General features: G+C 60.5%; 18 protein-coding genes. 15 read left to right on the forward strand and 3 right to left on the reverse strand.

Going from position 1 to position 17,081, the window contains the following annotated elements:
* Positions 1–948: a ribose-phosphate diphosphokinase gene (locus ACPV0M_RS11115; protein ID WP_425622202.1), complete on the forward strand. Its 948-nt coding sequence runs from the start codon at positions 1–3 to the stop codon at positions 946–948.
* Between the two features lie 412 nt (positions 949–1,360).
* On the opposite strand, the gene ACPV0M_RS11120 is transcribed toward ACPV0M_RS11115, so the two are convergent.
* A complete protein-coding gene (locus tag ACPV0M_RS11120; protein ID WP_425620697.1) occupies positions 1,361–1,624 on the reverse strand; it encodes a DUF378 domain-containing protein in 264 nt (87 codons plus the stop codon).
* 105 nt (positions 1,625–1,729) lie between these two features.
* Positions 1,730–2,503 carry a PRC-barrel domain-containing protein gene (locus tag ACPV0M_RS11125; protein ID WP_425620698.1) on the reverse strand — a complete coding sequence of 258 codons (774 nt, stop codon included), beginning with the start codon at positions 2,501–2,503 and terminating at the stop codon, positions 1,730–1,732.
* A gap of 106 nt (positions 2,504–2,609) precedes the next feature.
* On the opposite strand from ACPV0M_RS11125, the gene ACPV0M_RS11130 reads away from it, so the two are divergent.
* The 12 genes from ACPV0M_RS11130 to ACPV0M_RS11185 all read left to right on the forward strand — a co-directional run bounded on the left by ACPV0M_RS11130 (position 2,610) and on the right by ACPV0M_RS11185 (position 12,415).
* The gene (locus tag ACPV0M_RS11130; RefSeq protein WP_425620699.1) at positions 2,610–3,257 is read left to right on the forward strand and encodes a 50S ribosomal protein L25/general stress protein Ctc; all 648 of its coding nucleotides are present in this window, start codon (positions 2,610–2,612) and stop codon (positions 3,255–3,257) included.
* A 2-nt stretch (positions 3,258–3,259) separates the two neighbouring features.
* Complete coding sequence (gene pth, locus ACPV0M_RS11135) at positions 3,260–3,835, forward strand: aminoacyl-tRNA hydrolase (RefSeq protein WP_425620700.1); 576 nt, start codon at positions 3,260–3,262, stop codon at positions 3,833–3,835.
* Between the two features lie 252 nt (positions 3,836–4,087).
* Complete coding sequence (gene mfd, locus ACPV0M_RS11140; RefSeq protein WP_425620701.1) at positions 4,088–7,594, forward strand: transcription-repair coupling factor; 3,507 nt, start codon at positions 4,088–4,090, stop codon at positions 7,592–7,594.
* A gap of 234 nt (positions 7,595–7,828) precedes the next feature.
* Complete coding sequence (spoVT, locus tag ACPV0M_RS11145; protein ID WP_425620702.1) at positions 7,829–8,389, forward strand: stage V sporulation protein T; 561 nt, start codon at positions 7,829–7,831, stop codon at positions 8,387–8,389.
* 113 nt (positions 8,390–8,502) lie between these two features.
* Positions 8,503–9,951, forward strand: coding sequence for a nucleoside triphosphate pyrophosphohydrolase (gene mazG / locus ACPV0M_RS11150; RefSeq protein WP_425620703.1), 1,449 nt, complete (start codon positions 8,503–8,505; stop codon positions 9,949–9,951).
* Between the two features lie 86 nt (positions 9,952–10,037).
* Positions 10,038–10,313, forward strand: coding sequence for an HU family DNA-binding protein (locus ACPV0M_RS11155; RefSeq protein WP_425620704.1), 276 nt, complete (start codon positions 10,038–10,040; stop codon positions 10,311–10,313).
* Positions 10,314–10,319: 6 nt separating this feature from the next.
* Positions 10,320–10,592, forward strand: coding sequence for an RNA-binding S4 domain-containing protein (locus ACPV0M_RS11160; RefSeq protein ID WP_425620705.1), 273 nt, complete (start codon positions 10,320–10,322; stop codon positions 10,590–10,592).
* 124 nt (positions 10,593–10,716) lie between these two features.
* Positions 10,717–10,995 (forward strand): sporulation protein YabP, encoded by a 279-nt coding sequence (gene yabP / locus ACPV0M_RS11165; RefSeq protein WP_425620706.1) that lies wholly within the window; start codon positions 10,717–10,719, stop codon positions 10,993–10,995.
* 31 nt (positions 10,996–11,026) lie between these two features.
* Positions 11,027–11,467: a spore cortex biosynthesis protein YabQ gene (gene yabQ, locus ACPV0M_RS11170; protein ID WP_425620707.1), complete on the forward strand. Its 441-nt coding sequence runs from the start codon at positions 11,027–11,029 to the stop codon at positions 11,465–11,467.
* Between the two features lie 119 nt (positions 11,468–11,586).
* A complete protein-coding gene (locus tag ACPV0M_RS11175) occupies positions 11,587–11,838 on the forward strand; it encodes a helix-turn-helix transcriptional regulator (RefSeq protein WP_425620708.1) in 252 nt (83 codons plus the stop codon).
* Positions 11,813–12,154 carry an FtsB family cell division protein gene (locus tag ACPV0M_RS11180; RefSeq protein ID WP_425620709.1) on the forward strand — a complete coding sequence of 114 codons (342 nt, stop codon included), beginning with the start codon at positions 11,813–11,815 and terminating at the stop codon, positions 12,152–12,154. The genes ACPV0M_RS11175 and ACPV0M_RS11180 overlap by 26 nt, the downstream gene beginning before the upstream one ends.
* A 105-nt stretch (positions 12,155–12,259) precedes the next feature.
* Positions 12,260–12,415, forward strand: coding sequence for a hypothetical protein (locus tag ACPV0M_RS11185; protein WP_425620710.1), 156 nt, complete (start codon positions 12,260–12,262; stop codon positions 12,413–12,415).
* A 37-nt stretch (positions 12,416–12,452) separates the two neighbouring features.
* Here ACPV0M_RS11185 and hisG read toward each other — a convergent pair whose 3' ends face one another.
* Complete coding sequence (gene hisG, locus ACPV0M_RS11190; protein ID WP_425620711.1) at positions 12,453–13,322, reverse strand: ATP phosphoribosyltransferase; 870 nt, start codon at positions 13,320–13,322, stop codon at positions 12,453–12,455.
* Between the two features lie 146 nt (positions 13,323–13,468).
* On the opposite strand from hisG, the gene ACPV0M_RS11195 reads away from it, so the two are divergent.
* Both ACPV0M_RS11195 and spoIIE read left to right on the forward strand, forming a co-directional pair.
* Entirely contained in the window at positions 13,469–14,344 is an 876-nt protein-coding gene (locus ACPV0M_RS11195) for a Ppx/GppA family phosphatase (protein WP_425620712.1), read from the forward strand.
* A gap of 319 nt (positions 14,345–14,663) precedes the next feature.
* Positions 14,664–17,069 carry a stage II sporulation protein E gene (gene spoIIE / locus ACPV0M_RS11200; RefSeq protein ID WP_425620713.1) on the forward strand — a complete coding sequence of 802 codons (2,406 nt, stop codon included), beginning with the start codon at positions 14,664–14,666 and terminating at the stop codon, positions 17,067–17,069.
* Positions 17,070–17,081 lie beyond the last annotated feature (12 nt).

Genomic DNA, 17,081 nt, shown 5'->3' on the forward strand with positions numbered 1-17,081 from the left:
ATGTACGCCAGGCACAAGAAGCTCAAGATATTCACGGGGAACGCCAACCCCGCGCTGGCCTCCGAGATCTGCCAGTACCTGGGCGTACCGTTGGGGATTTCATCGGTGACGCGCTTCTCGGACGGCGAAATCCAGGTGAAGATCGAAGAAAACGTCCGGGGCGCCGACGTCTTCATCGTCCAGCCGACCTGCCAGCCCGTCAACGAAAACATTATGGAATTACTAATTATGATCGATGCCCTGCGGAGAGCCTCGGCGAGGCGCATCACCGCCGTCATGCCCTATTACGGGTACGCCCGCCAGGACCGCAAGACCCGCGCGCGCGAGCCCATCACCGCCAAGCTGATCGCCAACCTGCTGACGGCGGCCGGCGCCAGGCGGGTCATCACGATGGATCTGCACGCGGGGCAAATCCAGGGCTTCTTTGACATCCCGGTCGACCACCTTCCCGGCGGGCCGATCCTCGCCGATTACCTCATACGCTGCCACCTGGAGAACGTGGTGGTCGTGTCTCCGGACGTCGGCGGCGTGACGCGCGCCCGGGACCTCGCCGAACGCATCGGCGCGCCGCTGGCCATCATCGACAAGCGCCGTCCGGAGCCCAACGTGGCCGAGATCAATACGGTCATCGGCCCGGTGGAGGGGCGCACGGCCATCCTGGTCGACGACATCATCGACACGGCGGGGACCATCACCAAGGGCGCCGACGCCTTGATCGATTTCGGGGCCACGGGCGTCTACGTCGCCTGCACGCACCCCGTGCTTTCGGGGCCGGCCATCGAGCGGCTGCGGGCTTCGGTGATCAAGGAGGTCATCGTCACCAACACCATCCCCATCCCCCTGGAAAGGCGCATCGCGAAGATCAAGGTCCTTTCCGTCGCGCCGCTGCTGGGCGAGGCGATCATCAGGGTACATGAGGACCTTTCGGTGTCTAAACTCTTTGATTGAATTTGGACAAGCAGTGAGCGTTTCGCAAATAACTCAAAAAACGGTGAGAAACCACCCTTTATCCTGGAAGAAGGGTGGTTCTTTTTCCGTACGCTCATCAAGGCAGGGGTCGGGCTTGACCGTGCTTGCGAAGTTCAGTCAAGTATCGGCAAGCCTGACCCCTTTTGTGTGGTAGCAAATTATTGCGATTAACATATCATGGCAGCAAACCTAGAACAGGGGGGGGGGGTATTGATGCCCAAGTATCAGCCGCAATTCCTTTTTCCTAACATCGTGATAGTCCTGTTCATCTTTATTATTTTCGGCGGATTGTTCCCCTGGAGCGCGAGGGAGTAGGCTCACTTGAACCCTCCGCAGCGGACGGAGCATGGCTGGAAAAATGAGAACCACCCCATCAAAGGGTGGTTCTGCTTTACTGCTGTTCCCTGTTTTCTATGCGGGTTCGCGTGTCGTCGGTCCGCAGCAGGAAGGGGATGAGGTAGATGCCGCCGAGCCCCACCAGTGTGTAAATGACCCGCGAGAACAAGGACGAATTACGGATGACCTCGCCGCCGAAGATGGCGGTTACCAAGTCCCATCGGAAAAGTCCGACAAGGAGCCAGTTGAGCGCGCCGATAATCACCAGGGCGAGGGCCAGTTTGTTGAGCCACGCCAGGTCTCTTACTCTTTCCGCCATATCATCCATCCTTTCGTATTGTTTGAGTGTATTATCCGGCATTTCGCTAAAGACTATGCGCGGGAAACGAAAGCCCCGGTTGCCGCAACCGGGACCTTGAGCGCGCTATTCTTCTTTGGGCGTTTCTTCCGGCTTTCGTTCCTGCGTTTCTTCCTTTGCCTGCAGATCTTCCTTTGCGTCTTTCTTGCGCCGCAGTTTCGGCAGCGCGACTTTCTGCTTGGTCTTGTCGATCAGGTCCTTGACCTTTTCTTCAATGACGGCCGACTGTTTTGCCGCTTCGGTGTCCTCAACTCTGGCCTCTTTCTTGGGCAGCCTGGGCAGGGCTTCCTTGGTCTTGTCGAGGACGTCCAGGAACCTCGCTTCCAGGCCGCCGTCTATTTTTTGCATCCGGGCGAGCGCTTCGTTGGTGGTCACGATGACCTCTTTCCCGATGGTGCGCAGGACCTCCGCCGGGATAAAGGACCGCCCCTTGACGGCGCCGCCGATGCCGGACGGGGCCGCCTCCAGCCCTGTTATGGTCCCGGTCACAGTGTCGACAAAGTAATCCTGGACCCAGCCCAGGACGCTGCCGCTTTCGGTGACCACGCGCGCGCCGGTGACCGTGGTCTTTTCCTTCCAGAGCTGCACGAGCTCGGGCAGACTCGATGCTTTGGCCGCGCTGGCGCTCTGGGCGACCGTCAGCGCGTTGGCGCCCACCGAATGCACCTTGGCAAAGGGAATGAATTTTTGCTCCTTGAAGAAGCCTTTTTCTTCAACGACAAGGGCCGCAACAGCCTTGCCCGCCGGATTGACGATCAGCGTCTTGACGTTCCCGAGCTTCAGTCCTTCCTCCAGGCTGATTACCGGCAGACCGACAAGCTCACGAGCTCTGCGCAACATTGATCCCTCCTACTCATCCAGGAGACCGTCTATGGGATTTTATGCCGTTGTCCAGTTTGATATGACTTTCCGGGGGGCATAATTTTAGACGGAGGGGATAAGTTTTATGGCTACGGCGAACTTGGAGGTCACGCCCCGCGACAAGAGGGGCAAAAACCAGCTCAACACCCTGCGCGAGCAGGGCAAGGTCCCGGGCGTTGTCTACGGGAAATCGGTGGGCAACCTTCCGGTGGAGATGGACGGCCGTGAAATAGAGGACATCGTCAAACACCACGGGTCGGCGGCTCTGGTGGAACTGAAGGTAAAAACCGGTTCCAAGCCGAAGAAGTACCATGCTATCATTAAGGAGGTGCAGTACCACCCTTTTAAGCGGCAAATCCAGCATATCGATCTGCAACAGATATCGCTGAAGGAAGAGGTGCACACGCACGTTCCCCTGCATTTTGTCGGGGCCGCCCCCGGCGTCAAACAGGGAGGCGTGTTGGCGTACCACCTCCGGCAGATAGAGGTGGCGTGCCTGCCGATGAAAATACCTGAGCACATCGAGGTGGATATCTCCGGCTTGGATATCGGCGACAACATCCACGTGAGCGAGCTGGCCGTGCCGGAAGGCGTGAAAGTGCTCACCGAGGGCGGCTCCGTCGTTGTGGCGGTAACCGCTTTGCGCCGGGAGGCCGAGGCGGTGGCCGAGCCGGCTGCCGAAGCCGCTCCTGCCGCGGCTGAGAATGTGGAGGCCGAAGCCAAGCCCGAATAAGTATGATCAAGGCCGTAATAGGACTGGGAAACCCCGGGGAGACGTATGCCGCCACCCGCCACAACATGGGCTTTATGGTGGTTGACCAACTAGCGCGCATGTTGACTGTCGGGGTCGGCACCCGGCAGTGCTTTTCCCTGGTCGGGGAAGCGCGGCGGGGCAACGCCGCCCTGGTGCTGGCCAAGCCGCAGACCTTTATGAACCTCAGTGGACGGGCTGCGGCTGCTTTGCTTGACCGTTTCCGCCTGTTTCCATCCGAGATGCTGGTGGTCTGCGACGACATGGACCTGCCCTTCGGCAGGCTGCGCCTTAAGGCCTGGGGCGGTTCCGGGGGGCACAGGGGGATGCAGTCGGTCATCGAGAGCTTGGGGACCGACGAGTTTCCGCGGCTGCGTGTGGGCATCGGCCGGGGCGGGGACGTTCTCGATCACGTTTTGAGCAGCTTTTCCGAGGAAGAGCGGGCGGTCCTGGCGGAGGTCGTCGACGCCGCGGCCCGGGCGGCCCTGGTGGCCGTTGAGGAAGGGCTGGAGAAAGCGATGAACCGGTTTAACGGCTGGAAAGTGGGCACTGGGCTCTAGGTTGGCACTGAGCTTTGGGCACTGTGCATTAAATTGGCACTGAGCGCTGAGCTGTGGGCTCTGAGAATAGCACTGAGCGCTGGGCGCCCAACGCCCAACGCCCAACGCCCAATGCACAATGCTCATAGCTCAATGCCCAGTGCTCACAGCTCACAGCCAAAGCTGAATGATGCTTTTGCGGTGAATAAGCTGCATATATATCATGGATAACGTTAACAAGGTAACGTTGCTCTGTAACAAGGGAGCGGGTAGATGCGAGGATTAACCGATCTCCTGGGGATGATCCCTGCCCTGCGCCGGCTCGACGAGGCCGTGCGAGCCGGCGCCGATAGGCAGCTGGTCTACGGCCTGGGGCCGAACCACCACGCGCTGGTCTGTGCCGCTCTGAGCAAGGACCGGGAGTCTTTGCTGGTGGTTGTGCCGGGAGAAAAAGAAGCCCTGACGGTTGTCGAGGACCTCGGACAATTGTTGCCGGGGAGAGGGGTTTTCCTTTTTTCACCCTGGGAATTTATCCCGTTTAAGGTTCTTGCTTACAGTAAACACGTCACCGCCAACCGGCTGCGGGTGCTCGAAGCTCTGGCCGGGGGCGACCGCGGCGCCGTCATCGTGGTTCCCGTCGATGCCCTGGCCAGGAGGGTGATGCCGGCCCCGGCCCTGAGGAAAGCGATCCTGCAACTGGCCGTCGGGCAGGAATGGGACCTCGGCACCCTGCGCGGCAAACTGGCTGAACTCGGCTACGAGCACGCGGCCCTGGTGGAGGGAGAAGGACAGTTCAGCAGCCGCGGGGGGATCATCGATATCTTCCCTATGACGGCGGACTACCCCGTGCGCATCGAGTTTTTCGGTGACGAGATCGACTCCCTGCGCGTTTTCGATCCCGAGACCCAGCGCTCCGAGGCGCCCATCCGATCCTTAAGCATCACGCCCGTGCACGAGCTGGCGATGTCCGGAGAAGAGTGGGCCAGGGGATACGCGACCCTGGCCGGCGACCTGAAAGCCCAGGCCGCCAGGCTGAGAAAGGCGGGTAGGGACGAAGCCGCCGAACGCCTGGAAGAAACGGTCGGGGAGACGCTGGCCCTGATCGAGGCCAGGCGGTATTTTTACGGCATAGAGGAGTACCTCGATTATTTCTATCCGGAGGCGCCGAGCGTCTTCAGCTATCTGCCCCCCGGGACCAGGATCGTGATTACCGACCCCGAACGGACCGCCGACACCGGGGCCAGCCTGGAGCGCCAGCGCGTGCAGGGTTACGGGGGGCTGCTCGAAAGCGGCCAGGTCCTGCCCCGGCAGTTCAAAGCCTACCTGTCCTGGAGCCGGGTCAGGGAGCAGCTGTGCGGCTATCCCCTCATCTACAGTTCTTTTCTTCCCCAGGTCTCCCATCTCCCGGAGCCCGAGCAAGCCAGGGAGTTCGTCGTCAAGGGGATCGCTGGCTCGCAGGGCAAGCCCGAGGACCTGATCGAGAACCTGCGCCTCTGGCGCAAGCGCGGTTACGCGGTGGCGCTCCTGGCCGGGACCCAGGAGCGCGCCCGGAGGCTCGTGCAGACGCTTCGCAACGGGGGGCTGGAGGCCTTCGTCAACCCCGACCTGGACGCCCTCTTGCCCGGCAACGTCGCCGTGGCCCCCGGGAAGCTCAACGAGGGTTTTGAGATCCCGGAGGCCGGGCTGGTCGTCCTGACCGAGAAGGAGATTTACGGCAAGAAACTCTACGACCGGAAACGGCCCTTTAAGCTTAAGAAGAAAAACCTGGATGAGCTGGACTTAAGCCCGGGCGACTACGTCGTGCACCTGACGCACGGTATCGGGCGTTACCTGGGCATCCAGCAGCTCGAGATCGGCGGCATCAAGCGGGAGTACCTCCAACTGGCCTACCAGGGGGAGGATAAGCTCTACGTCCCCACCGACCAGCTGGGAGTTCTGCAGAAATACGTGGGCGCCGAAGGGGAGGTGCCGCGGCTTTCCAAGCTGGGGGGCAGCGACTGGACGCGGACCAAGCGGCGCGTGCGCGAGGCCGTGCAGGAAATGGCCCGGGAGCTGATCGAGCTGTACGCCGAGCGCCAGTCCCTGAAGGGCCACGCCTTTCCGCCGGACACCCCGTGGCAGGCGGAGTTCGAGGCGGCTTTCCCCTACCAGGAGACGCCCGACCAGCTCACCGCCATCGCCCAGATCAAAAAGGACATGGAGAAGGACCTGCCCATGGACCGGCTGCTCTGCGGCGACGTCGGCTACGGCAAGACCGAGGTGGCCATGCGCGCGGTCTTCAAGGCCGTCGCCGGAGGCAAGCAGGCGGCCGTCCTCGTCCCCACGACGGTGCTCGCCCAGCAGCATTTCAACACCTTCAAGGAGCGCTTTGCGGGGTATCCGGTAACGATCGAGATGCTCAGCAGGTTCCGGTCGCCCCGGGAGCAGAGGGAGATCGTGGCCGGCCTCGCCCGCGGCGGCATCGACATCGTCATCGGGACGCACCGGCTGGTCCAGGATGACGTTGTTTTTAAGAACCTCGGCCTGATCGTGGTCGACGAGGAACAACGCTTCGGCGTCCTGCAAAAGGAGCGCCTGAAAATCCGTTACCCCAACGTCGACGTCCTGACCCTGACGGCGACGCCCATCCCGCGCACGCTGTACATGTCGCTCTTGGGGATCCGCGACACCAGCCTGCTGGAGACGCCGCCCCAGGACCGCTTCCCGGTCCAGACCTACGTCCTGGAGGAGGACCCGGTGATCATCCGCGAGGCCATCGCCAGGGAGCTCTCCCGCGGCGGCCAGGTCTACTTCGTGCACAACAGGGTGCACGACCTGGACCGCGTCGCCGCCTGGGTGCAGGCCCTGGTGCCCGAGGCCCGGGTGGCCATGGCGCATGGCCAGATGCGGGAGGACCAGCTCGAACAGGTGATGCTGGACTTTATCGACGGGGAATACGATATCCTGGTTTGTACGACGATTATCGAATCGGGGCTGGACATTCCCAACGTCAACACCCTGATCGTCAAGGAGAGTGACCAGTTCGGGCTGGCGCAGCTTTACCAGCTCCGCGGGCGGGTCGGGCGTTCGAACCGGTTGGCCTACGCCTACCTGACCTTCCGGCGGGACAAGATCCTGAACGAGGCCGCCGAAAAGCGCCTGGCCGCCATCCGCGACTTTACCGATTTCGGCAGCGGCTACAAGCTGGCGAAAAAGGACCTGGAGATCCGGGGGGCGGGCAGCCTTTTGGGAACCGAACAGCACGGAAACATCTCGGTCGTCGGCTTTGAAATGTACTGCCGCCTGCTGGAGGAGGCGGTGCGCGAGCTCAAGGGCGAAAAGCGCGAGGAAGAGGTGGAGGCGCTGGTCGAGCTGCCGATCACCGCTTTTCTCCCCGACGAATACGTGGGCGATGAGGAGCAGAAGATCCGTCTCTACCACGCCCTGGCGACGGTCAGGCAAAAAGAAGAGGTCGACGAGCTGGCCGAAGAGCTGCGCGACCGTTTCGGCGAACATCCCCAGCCGGTGCGCAACCTGCTGGCGGTGGCGCGCATCCGGGCCGCTGCCCGGCAACTGCGGATCAAGCACATCACCCGCCAGGGCCTGTTTTACCGCTTCACCTTCGCTCCCACCGCCCGGCTCGACGGTGACAGGCTGATTGCGCTGGCCCAATCGCTGCCCAACAAGCTCCGTTTCAAGGAGGATAACGGGCACTTCGAGATCTGGCTCCGGTCGACCGGCCGGGCCGACGCGCTCGACGGCGTGGATGAAGTGGAGACTTTCCTTTCCACCCTCCACTGACCGTGGCCTGGGATTTCACCGAATCTTGGCAGTGAGCATTGGACTTTGAAGGGATTCAGGGCTGAATCCCTTCTTGATGATCCCAGCGCCCAGCGCCCAGCGCCCAGTGCTCATCGCCATTCCAAGATTTTACCCTTGTTCCTTGGAAAAAAATGAATAAACAAAAATAGCCGGATGTATACTAATCACAGGAAGAACGCGTAATCCTATGTAGAAAAGGAGGGACGGAAGTCAATGAAGGCAACTGGCATTGTACGCCGTATTGATGATCTAGGAAGGGTGGTTATTCCTAAGGAAATCCGTCGTACGCTACGCATCAGAGAAGGCGACCCCCTTGAAATATTCGTTGATCGTGATGGCGAGGTCATCCTTAAGAAGTATTCCCCCATCGGCGAACTCGGTGAATTTGCCAAGGAATATGCTGATTCCCTTTACGAAGCCACCGGCCACATTGCCTGCATCGCGGACCGCGATACCATCATCGCCGTTTCCGGTGCCCCCAAGAAAGAATTTTTGAATAAGCCCATCAGCCCGGCCATCGAAAGGGTTATGGAAGAACGGAAGGCCATCGTTATCAACGCTCCCGGGGATGACGCCCTGTGCCGGGAATGCCTCATGGGCGAAAACGGCGAGTGCAAGTATACGGCCGAAGTCATCGCCCCCATCATCTCCGAAGGCGATCCCATCGGAGCTGTAATGCTGATCACCAAGGAACCCAACGTGAAGATGGGCCAGTTGGAACTCAAATTGGCCGAGACGGCGGCAGGGTTTCTGGCTAAACAGATGGAACAATAAATGGCCGAAAGGCCATTTTTTTATGATGTACGCATCGGCCTTGTCCGATGCTTCTTCTATTTCCGACAACCAACAACTGACTACTGACAACAGAAATAGGGAGGAACACAGGCTTGTCTCACCTTATCACCATCGCCGGACTGGGCCCGGGGTCAAAAGAGATGCTCCCCCTGGGGGTGTGGGAGGAACTCCGGCAAGCGGAAAGAATCTACCTGCGCACGGCCCGGCATCCTCTGGTGCCGTGGCTTTTGGAACAGGGACTGGCGATGACTTCTTTTGATGCCGTATACGACGAGGAGGACAGCTTTGCAGCCGTCTACCGGCGCATCGCCGACGCCGTTCTGGAGGCCGCAGAAGCCGGTCCCGTTTTGTATGCGGTGCCCGGGCATCCCCTGGTCGCCGAGGATGCTTCCCGCCTGATCATCGAGAAGGCTCGGGAGCGGGGCGTCCCGGTCCGCGTCCTCACCGCGATGTCCTTCCTCGACCCTCTTTTCACCGCCGCCGGGCTCGACCCCGCGTCGGGGGTGAAGGTGTTGGACGCCCTCGCCCTGGACAGGCAGTTCCCCGATCCCGGTGTGGCCTGCGTCCTGATGCAGGTACACGACCGTCTGGTGGCTTCGGACGTCAAGCTCCGCCTGATGGAGCGGTATCCCGAAACGCACCCCGTGACGGTGGTCAGGGCGGCGGGGGTACCGGGCGAGGAACGTGTCGAGCGCGTCCCGCTCTTCAAGGTGGACAGGCTGCCGTGGATCGACCACCTGACTTCGTTCTGTCTCCCCCCGTCTGAAGAGGCTTACAGCTTCGAAAGCCTGGTGCACATCATGGCGGCCCTGCGCGCCGAGAACGGCTGTCCCTGGGACCGCGAGCAGGATCACCACACCCTCAAGCGCTACCTCATCGAGGAAACTTACGAGGTTATCGAGGCCATAAATGAAGGCGATATGCATAGTGTGTGTGAAGAGTTGGGAGACTTACTGTTACAAATCGTCTTCCACGCCCAGATCGCAAAGGAAAACGGTTTCTTCAACGTCTACAGGGTTATCAAGGGCATATGCGAAAAAATGATCCACCGTCACCCGCATGTCTTCGGCGAGACCAAGGTCAGCGGGTCGGAGGAAGTCTTGCGGAACTGGGAAAAGATCAAACAGAAGGAGAAAAGGCATCAATCCTCCTGTTTGGCGGGTGTGCCGAAAGGGCTGCCTTCTTTGTTGCGCGCCGAGCAGGTGCAGGCCAAGGTCGCCAGGGTGGGTTTCGACTGGCCTGACCACCGGGGCGCGCTGGACAAAGTTCTGGAGGAAGAGAGGGAACTGCGCCAGGCGTTGCGGGTCGGCTCCCAGTCGAAGATTGCCGAAGAGTTGGGAGATCTTTTGTTTGCTGTCGTAAACGTGGCGAGGCTGAAAGGCATCAATGCCGAAGAGGCGCTTTCCGCGACGGTTGATAAGTTTGTCAGGCGTTTTGGGTATATTGAAGATAAGGTTCGCGCCGAAGGGATGGAACTGGGCCGGGTTTCCCTGGAGACCATGGACGAGTGGTGGGAGGAAGCAAAAAATTTAGAAAAATAGCAGGAAAACTTTGCAAAAAAGCAGGAAAAACAAGGATAGACAAGAATGTCTTACTGCACATACAACAATTTCTTGGAGGGATAGTTGTGAACAAAGCGGAACTCGTATCGAGCGTAGCTGAAAAAGCCGACCTGACGAAGAAAGATGTCGAAAAAGCCCTGAGCGCCATGCTCGACAGCATCAGCGAAGCGCTGGCCAAGGGCGACAAGGTCCAGTTGGTCGGCTTCGGCACCTTTGAGACCAGGGAGAGAGCCGCTCGCAAGGGCAGAAACCCGCAGACCGGCGAGGAAATCAGCATCGCCGCGACCAAGGTCCCGGTATTCAAGGCCGGAAAGGTGCTGCGTGAGGCTGTTTCCAAGTAAGACGCGGTGAGGCTTGATAAGTTCCTTAAGGTATCGAGGCTTATTAAGCGCCGTACGCTTGCCAAAGAAGTCTGCGACGAAGGCCTGATAACGGTGAACGGCAGGGCGGCCAAGGCGGGCACGGTCGTCAAACCGGGCGATGTCATATCGCTCCGTCTCGGTTCCCGCCGCCTTACGGTCGAGGTGCTGGAAGTCGCCGACAATGTTCCGGCTAAACTGGCTTCATCGCTCTATAGTGTCCTTTCCAGCGAAAGGATTGACGACAATAACGAGTTTTAGAGCGGATTTCTTTGATGGTTTAAGGTCCTGTCAAGGCAGGGCCTTATTTTTTTGGCATTCCTCCTGCCGGGAAGGCATATCCATTACTGAATTGTCCTGAACGGGTTGACAGGGGGGATCGAGGGTGGATCAAGAGGTCAAGCACCGTCTCGAGATGCGCGATCGCAAGGAGCTGTCCCTGGCGGGGGTGCTCCGCGTGGAGAGCTTCACGGATAATGAAATCCACCTCGAAACAAATATGGGCTTCCTGCTTCTCCAGGGGGAAGGGCTGCACATCACGCAACTGGACCTGGACGCGGGGACCCTGGTGGTCCAGGGTCACCTGAACAGCCTACAGTACAGGGAGACCGGTTCGCGCGGCCGCATCAGCGGCAGGAACCTTTTGAACCGTCTTCTCAAATAACGCTCGGCGCCCCTGGGAGGTGTGAGCCACAGTGTCTTTGGCGGAGCAGTCCTGGTCCTTCCTGCTGACCGTCCTGATCGGGGCCGGGGCGGCCTTTGTCTACGATTTCTATGCTGCGGTCCGGACAAGTCTCCGCTTGCGGCGTTGGGGAACCACCGTCGGCGACGTCTTTTTCTGGCTGATCCTGATCCCCTTCGTTTTCGGCCTGCTCCTGCTGGCCAACTGGGGGGAGGTGCGCTGGTACGTCTTCCTGGGCCTCCTGCTCGGCGCGGGACTGTACCGGCGTACCCTTTCACGGGCCGCTTTTTCTTTCTGGATGAGCATCCTCAAAGCCACGGGACGCCTTTGTTATCTGGTTACCCGCCCTTGCGCCTACTTCTGGTGGTCGGTCACCTGGCCGGTGCGCAAAACGGTCGCGCGCATAAAACGGCGGCCCCTGCCGCCGCCCGACGGCGAGCCCGCTGAAGATTGATGGGGAGAATTTATTTGGAAAAAATGTTGCGACTTAGCAGGAGGTTGCCCAAACGTAGCGAAACTGTACCAACTACGTAATAAGTTTGTACACAGTTTGTGGATAAAGCAGGGGAACCCATGCAGATCGAGATTCGCGGAGCGGAAAAGCTGAGCTTCCGGGAGAGACAAGTGGTGGCCCTCAAGGAAATGGGTTATTCGGCCGAAGCCATCGCCAGGCGTCTCAAGCTTTCTCCCAGTACCGTGGCGACTCTGTACAACCGGGCGCGGACTAAAGGGTACCAAGTTGTCATGGTCATCCCGGGTGACGCCCTCGGCATTTTCGGCGACGAGGAGGAAGATCCCGATGGAGGCGGTACGCCTGCGGCGTAGATGGCGCCTGAACCGGAGCCGCATTCCCGTTTTGTTCGTGACCATAATGCTGGTGTATTTCGCCGTTTCTTTAGGCCTGCAGGTGAACAAGCTGTTTACCCTGGAAAGGAACCTGGCCGTGATGGAAACTCAGGTCAAGGAACTGAAGGACAAGAACGACCATCTCTGGGACAAGCTCGAGGTTTTAAATTCGGAGAGCTATATCGAGGAAACGGCGCGGGAGCGCCTCGGGCTGATCAAGCGCGGCGAGACCCGTGTCGTCCCCGTGCCCCAAAACTACGAAGGGCAGCCCATCGACAATACGATCAGGGATTAGGTGGTAACCATGATCCGGTGGTAAATAGATAGCTTGGTTGATAAAAAGGAAATACTTATCAATTATCGAATTCTTTTTTTCACATCAAAAATCGGGGTAACAGGCATGGTTCAGAAAGGATCACCGGTAAAGCTGGGTCTTCGGGCCCGCTGGCGGGTGCGGGGAGGCTTCGCGCTGGGAACGCTGGCTCTGGCCGTGGTCGATCTGTGGTTTCACCTGCTTCCGCGGCTCTTGCGGCGCAACAAGCAGGCCTCGCGTTAACGCGAGGCCTGTTTTTCGCTGTGGGTGTCATATATCTTTACGGAATGACTTTGTTCAGTGGATACTCGATGATGTCCTGTGCACCGGCCCGCTTTAAGACGGGAATCAGCTCTCTTACCTGCAACTCGGTGAGGATGGTCTCGACGGCGACCCAGTCGCTGTTGAAGAGCTGGGAAACGGTCGGGTGTTTCATGGCCGGCAGGACGGACAGGACCTCTGTGATTTTGTCACCCGGGACGTTCATTTTCAGGCCCACCCTGGTCTCGGCGCGCAGGGCGCCGATGAGCAGAACGGCCAGGTTCTGCAGCTTCTCGCGCTTCCAGTCATCGGCCCAGGCCTTGCGGTTGGCGTGCAGCTTGGTGGTGGACTCCAGGATCGTGTCGATGATCCGGAGGTTGTTAGCGCGTAGAGAGCTCCCGGTCTCGGTCAGGTCGGCGATGGCGTCGACAAGGTGCGGCACCTTGACCTCGGTCGCGCCGAAGGAGTGCTCGACGGTGGCTGTTACACCGTGCCTGGCGAGGTAATTCTGGGTGACCTTAACAAGTTCGGTGGCGATCCGCTTGCCCTCCAGGTCTTTTACCGACTGGATGCCGCTGTCGTTGGTCACGGCAAGGACCAGCCTTACCGGACGCTGGGACTGCTTGGCATAGACCAGGTCGGCCACCTCGACGACGTCGGCTTCGTTTTCGAGTATCCAGTCCAGTCCGCTTAAGCCCGCGTCCAAAACCCCCTCATGCACGTAGCGCGGGATTTCCTGCGCCCGCATCAGGATGGGCTCGATTTCGGGGTCGTTGATGGACGGGTAGTAGGAGCGGGAGCCTACCGTGATGTGGTAACCGGCGCGGCGAAACAGTTGAAAGGTCGCTTCCTGCAAGCTGCCCTTGGGAAGGCCGAGGCGAAGTTTCAAGGCATTGTCCCCCTTGGTCAACGTTAGTCTCTGTTCTCTGGCCGTACCTTTATCTATAAACCAAAAAATATGCCCGCGTCAATAAGGAAGTCAGATGCAGTCAGATGTGAGAGGCCGGATGTGGGATTTAAGGTGGGTATGAATAAATGAGGGTCGGCGTTATCGATATCGGAAGCAATTCCACGCGGATGCTCCTGGCTGACGTGCGGGGGCGGGCCGTTGTCCCCCTGGAAGCCGACATGGCCACGACGCGCCTGGGCAGGGGCATCGCCGGGGGGCTCCTCGACCGGTACGCCATGGAAAAGACGGCGGCGGTCGTGCAGGCCTTCAGGGAGCGCCTTGACGCCGCGGGGGCGGAAAAAGCCGTTGTCGCCGCCACGGCCGCCGTGCGCGAGGCTAAGAACGCCGGCGAGTTCGTCGGCCTCGTCCGCCGGCGGACCGGTGATACGGTCCTCGTTCTCTCGGGGGAAGAGGAGGCCTCCTTCGGCTACCTCGGGGTCACCGCGGGCCTGCCCGGAATGGAAGGGAAGGCCGTGACGATGGACATCGGGGGCGGCAGCACCGAATTCGCCTGGCCGAACTCCGACGGGCTGCGCCACGTAAGCCTGCCGGCGGGGGCCGTGCGCATGACCGAGCGGGATTATACAGACGGCGAAATCCTGGACATTTTAAGCGGCGTAACCGGCGCCCTCAAGGAAAGGCCCGAACTGCAACTCGTCGGCATCGGCGGTACGATGACCACCCTGGCCGCCGTGGCGCAGGGGCTCAAGGTCTACGACCCCCGGCTGGTGCACGGTTACGTGTTGACTCGCGCGAAGATTGCGGAAATCCTGGATGACCTGCGCGCCCGCACGGTCGAGGAACGCCGCCGGATGCCCGGCCTGCAGCCCGAGCGCGCCGACATCATCGTCGCCGGCGTGCGCATCTGCCTCCTGGCCATGGGCGCTATGGCCAAAACCACGGTGACGGTAAGTGATTACGACATACTGCATGGGTTAGCTCTTAGAGTTGCTGGCAGCTAAGCATCAGGCTATAACGCAGGTTTTGTACCGCCCAATCCGCCAGGATAAATATTTGAATTCCCGTACGGAAATTGCTTCGAGTCTTACGACTTACTACTTACTACCGCTCAATCCGTAAGGATTCAGCTTGGGACGGGGATTCCTTCGAGTCTAACACCTAACCCCAATACCCATATGGAAGTGTTTCGTTAGCGCTATATAAGTATCGCTAAGCCTGATCCGTGTCGAAAGAAAGATAACACTCTCTACGACTTATGACACGTATCTCCATCCCCCTTCCTCTATAATTAGTAAAAATTGGAAATAAGGGGTGGGGGGATTGTCCGAGCACCTCAGCGTTATCCCGGACCCCCAGAGGGTTAACAAGGAATGGGCCAGAGCGGTGACGCCCCCGAGGCGGCGGGCGGACCTGGACTCTGTGTCCCGCGCCCTCAGCTGGCAGCGCATCGTCCTCTGCGCGGCGGGTTTTTTCCTAGGCCGCGCCATTCTGATGGGGGAACTCAGCCCGTTCGCCCCGGCTTTCGCGGGAGCGGCGTTCTACAGTTTCGGCCCCGCCGCCTGGCCCGCCGTGGCGGCGATGCTGCTGGGCCAGGCGACGGTATTGCAGGGGGTGGCTATGGCCCAGTCGCTGCTGATCACCGCCGGCGTCGGGCTGGCCTTACGGGCGATGCCGGGGGATTTCCGCCGCCCGTCCCTGGTCGTGGCCGCGCTCATCCCGGCGGTTACCGTCGTCGTCAAGGCCTCCTTCCTCGCCTTCGCCTCGGCCGCGCTTTACGACTACGTGGCCCTGATGGTGGAGGCCGCTCTTGCCGGGGTTTTCACCTACGTGATGATCAGTGCCTTTGCTCCCCGGACCCGGCCGCTGTCCGGCGAGGAGTTCTTTTGCTATATCGTCATGCTGGCCGGCATCATCGCCGGGATGGGGCGGTTGAGCATCGCCTCCGTGACCCTGGCCGGGGTGTCCAGCAAGTTCGCCGTGCTCCTGGCCGCCATCCTCGGCGGGGGAGGCGTCGGCGCCGCCGGGGGCGCCGTCGTGGGGGTGGTTCCCGGCGTGGCTTTTGTCGCGGCTCCGGCGGCCATCGGTGTCTATGCCTTCGCCGGCTTCCTGGCCGGGGTGTGCCGGCGTTTCGGCAAGCTGGGCGTGGCCATCGGCTTTTTGCTCGGCAACATCATCCTTGCCGTCTACATCAACGATTACAGCGATCTGGAAAGCGTCCTGGTCGAGGCTGCCATCGCCGTGGCCTTTTTTGTGCTTGTCCCCGTCCGGTGGATGGAAAAACTCCGGTACGTGCTGCCCGAAGGAGCGCTGGGCGCGGCGGCTTCCGACGACAAGGTCAAGGAGATCATCAAAGCGCGCGTGGGCGGCTGGGCCCGGATGTTTGACGAGCTTTCCAGGACTTTCGCCCAGGTGTCTTCCACGGGACTGGATGTAAAAGGGGATACGACCCTCGAGGAGCTTCTGGACGAAGTGCGTAACCGGATCTGCCGGGAATGCCCCCTGCATAAAAGCTGCTGGGAGCGCGACTCGTACCGGACGCACCAGGAGTTTTTCGATGTGCTCCGGGCCGTCGAGGCCACGGGAAAGGTTACCGCCGACGATTTTCCCGAGCACGTCCGCCGCCGCTGCCTCAGAGTCAATGAACTTGCGCTTACGCTCACCTGCCTCTACGAGACTTACAGGGTCAACCGGTACTGGTACCGGCGCCTGGTCGAGAGCCGCGAGGTCGTTTCGGAGCACCTGCGGGGCCTGGCGAACATCATGCAGAACATGTCCGCCGAGCTCTGTTCGACCGTCGAAAACGCCGGCCGGGTCGAGGTCGCGCTGCGCCGGAAGTTCAACCAGCTCGACATCCCCGTCACCTACATCGCCAGTTCCCCCCGCGATGACGGGCGGCTGGAAATCAGGATCTCCCGCCCGCCCTGCCACGGCGAGCTGGCCTGCCGGTACATGATGGCTCCTGTCGTGTCGAAGGTCATCGGCCAGCCCTTCACCGTCGGCGCCATGAAGTGCAGCACGGGGGGGGAGTTTGCGGACTGTACGTTCAACCTTTACCCGGCGCTGCGCTACCGCGTCGACGTGGGGGTGGCCAAGGCCGGCAAGGACGGCAGCCCCGTGTCCGGCGACACGTACTCTTTCCTGAATCTGAGGGAGGGCAAGTTCTGCATGCTCCTGAGCGACGGCATGGGGGTGGGCCCCCAGGCGGCGATGGAAAGCAGCACGACGGTCTCCCTCCTGGAGAACCTTTTTGAGTCCGGCTTCGGCCAGGATATGGCCGTCAAGACGGTCAACTCCATCCTCCTGCTGCGGGCGCCCGACGAGAGCTTTGCCACCGTGGACATCACGGTGATCGACCTTTATTCGGGTAAGGCGGAATGCGTCAAGATCGGCGCGGCGCCCAGTTTCATCCTCAGCGGGACCAACGTCCGCGTCATCAGGAGCGCGTCCCTGCCAGTCGGGATTTTAAAAGACATCGAGGTCAACTCGGTGGTCAAAAACGTGGGGGTGGGAGACGTCGTGGTCATGGTCACGGACGGCGTTCTCGACGCTTACGGCGGGAGCCAGGAAAAGGAGTCCTGGCTTGCCGACGTGATCAGCGAGATCGGCGCGGTCGAGCCGCAACAGATGGCCGACCTGATCCTGGAGAGGGCGCGCCAGGCCGCTGGCGGCCTGATTCCCGACGATATGACGGTACTCGTCGGGCGGATCGGAAAGACCATGAGCTGAATCCTTGCGAAT

It is taken from the genome of Desulfosceptrum tomskiensis, from assembly GCF_049818055.1.
Classification (GTDB): domain Bacteria; phylum Bacillota; class Desulfotomaculia; order Desulfotomaculales; family JASEER01; genus JBFLVT01.

Bases quoted from the DNA above. Each gene is read 5' to 3' on its own strand.
- ACPV0M_RS11185 (WP_425620710.1), top strand. From the start codon at position 12,260: ATGGTTCAGAAAGGATCACCGGTAAAGCTGGGTCTTCGGGCCCGCTGG.
- ACPV0M_RS11195 (WP_425620712.1), top strand. From the start codon at position 13,469: ATGAGGGTCGGCGTTATCGATATCGGAAGCAATTCCACGCGGATGCTC.
- ACPV0M_RS11120 (WP_425620697.1), bottom strand. From the start codon at position 1,624: ATGGCGGAAAGAGTAAGAGACCTGGCGTGGCTCAACAAACTGGCCCTC.
- ACPV0M_RS11125 (WP_425620698.1), bottom strand. From the start codon at position 2,503: ATGTTGCGCAGAGCTCGTGAGCTTGTCGGTCTGCCGGTAATCAGCCTG.
- spoVT (WP_425620702.1), top strand. From the start codon at position 7,829: ATGAAGGCAACTGGCATTGTACGCCGTATTGATGATCTAGGAAGGGTG.
- ACPV0M_RS11130 (WP_425620699.1), top strand. From the start codon at position 2,610: ATGGCTACGGCGAACTTGGAGGTCACGCCCCGCGACAAGAGGGGCAAA.
- mfd (WP_425620701.1), top strand. From the start codon at position 4,088: ATGCGAGGATTAACCGATCTCCTGGGGATGATCCCTGCCCTGCGCCGG.
- pth (WP_425620700.1), top strand. From the start codon at position 3,260: ATGATCAAGGCCGTAATAGGACTGGGAAACCCCGGGGAGACGTATGCC.
- ACPV0M_RS11175 (WP_425620708.1), top strand. From the start codon at position 11,587: ATGCAGATCGAGATTCGCGGAGCGGAAAAGCTGAGCTTCCGGGAGAGA.
- ACPV0M_RS11115 (WP_425622202.1), top strand. From the start codon at position 1: ATGTACGCCAGGCACAAGAAGCTCAAGATATTCACGGGGAACGCCAAC.
- ACPV0M_RS11180 (WP_425620709.1), top strand. From the start codon at position 11,813: ATGGAGGCGGTACGCCTGCGGCGTAGATGGCGCCTGAACCGGAGCCGC.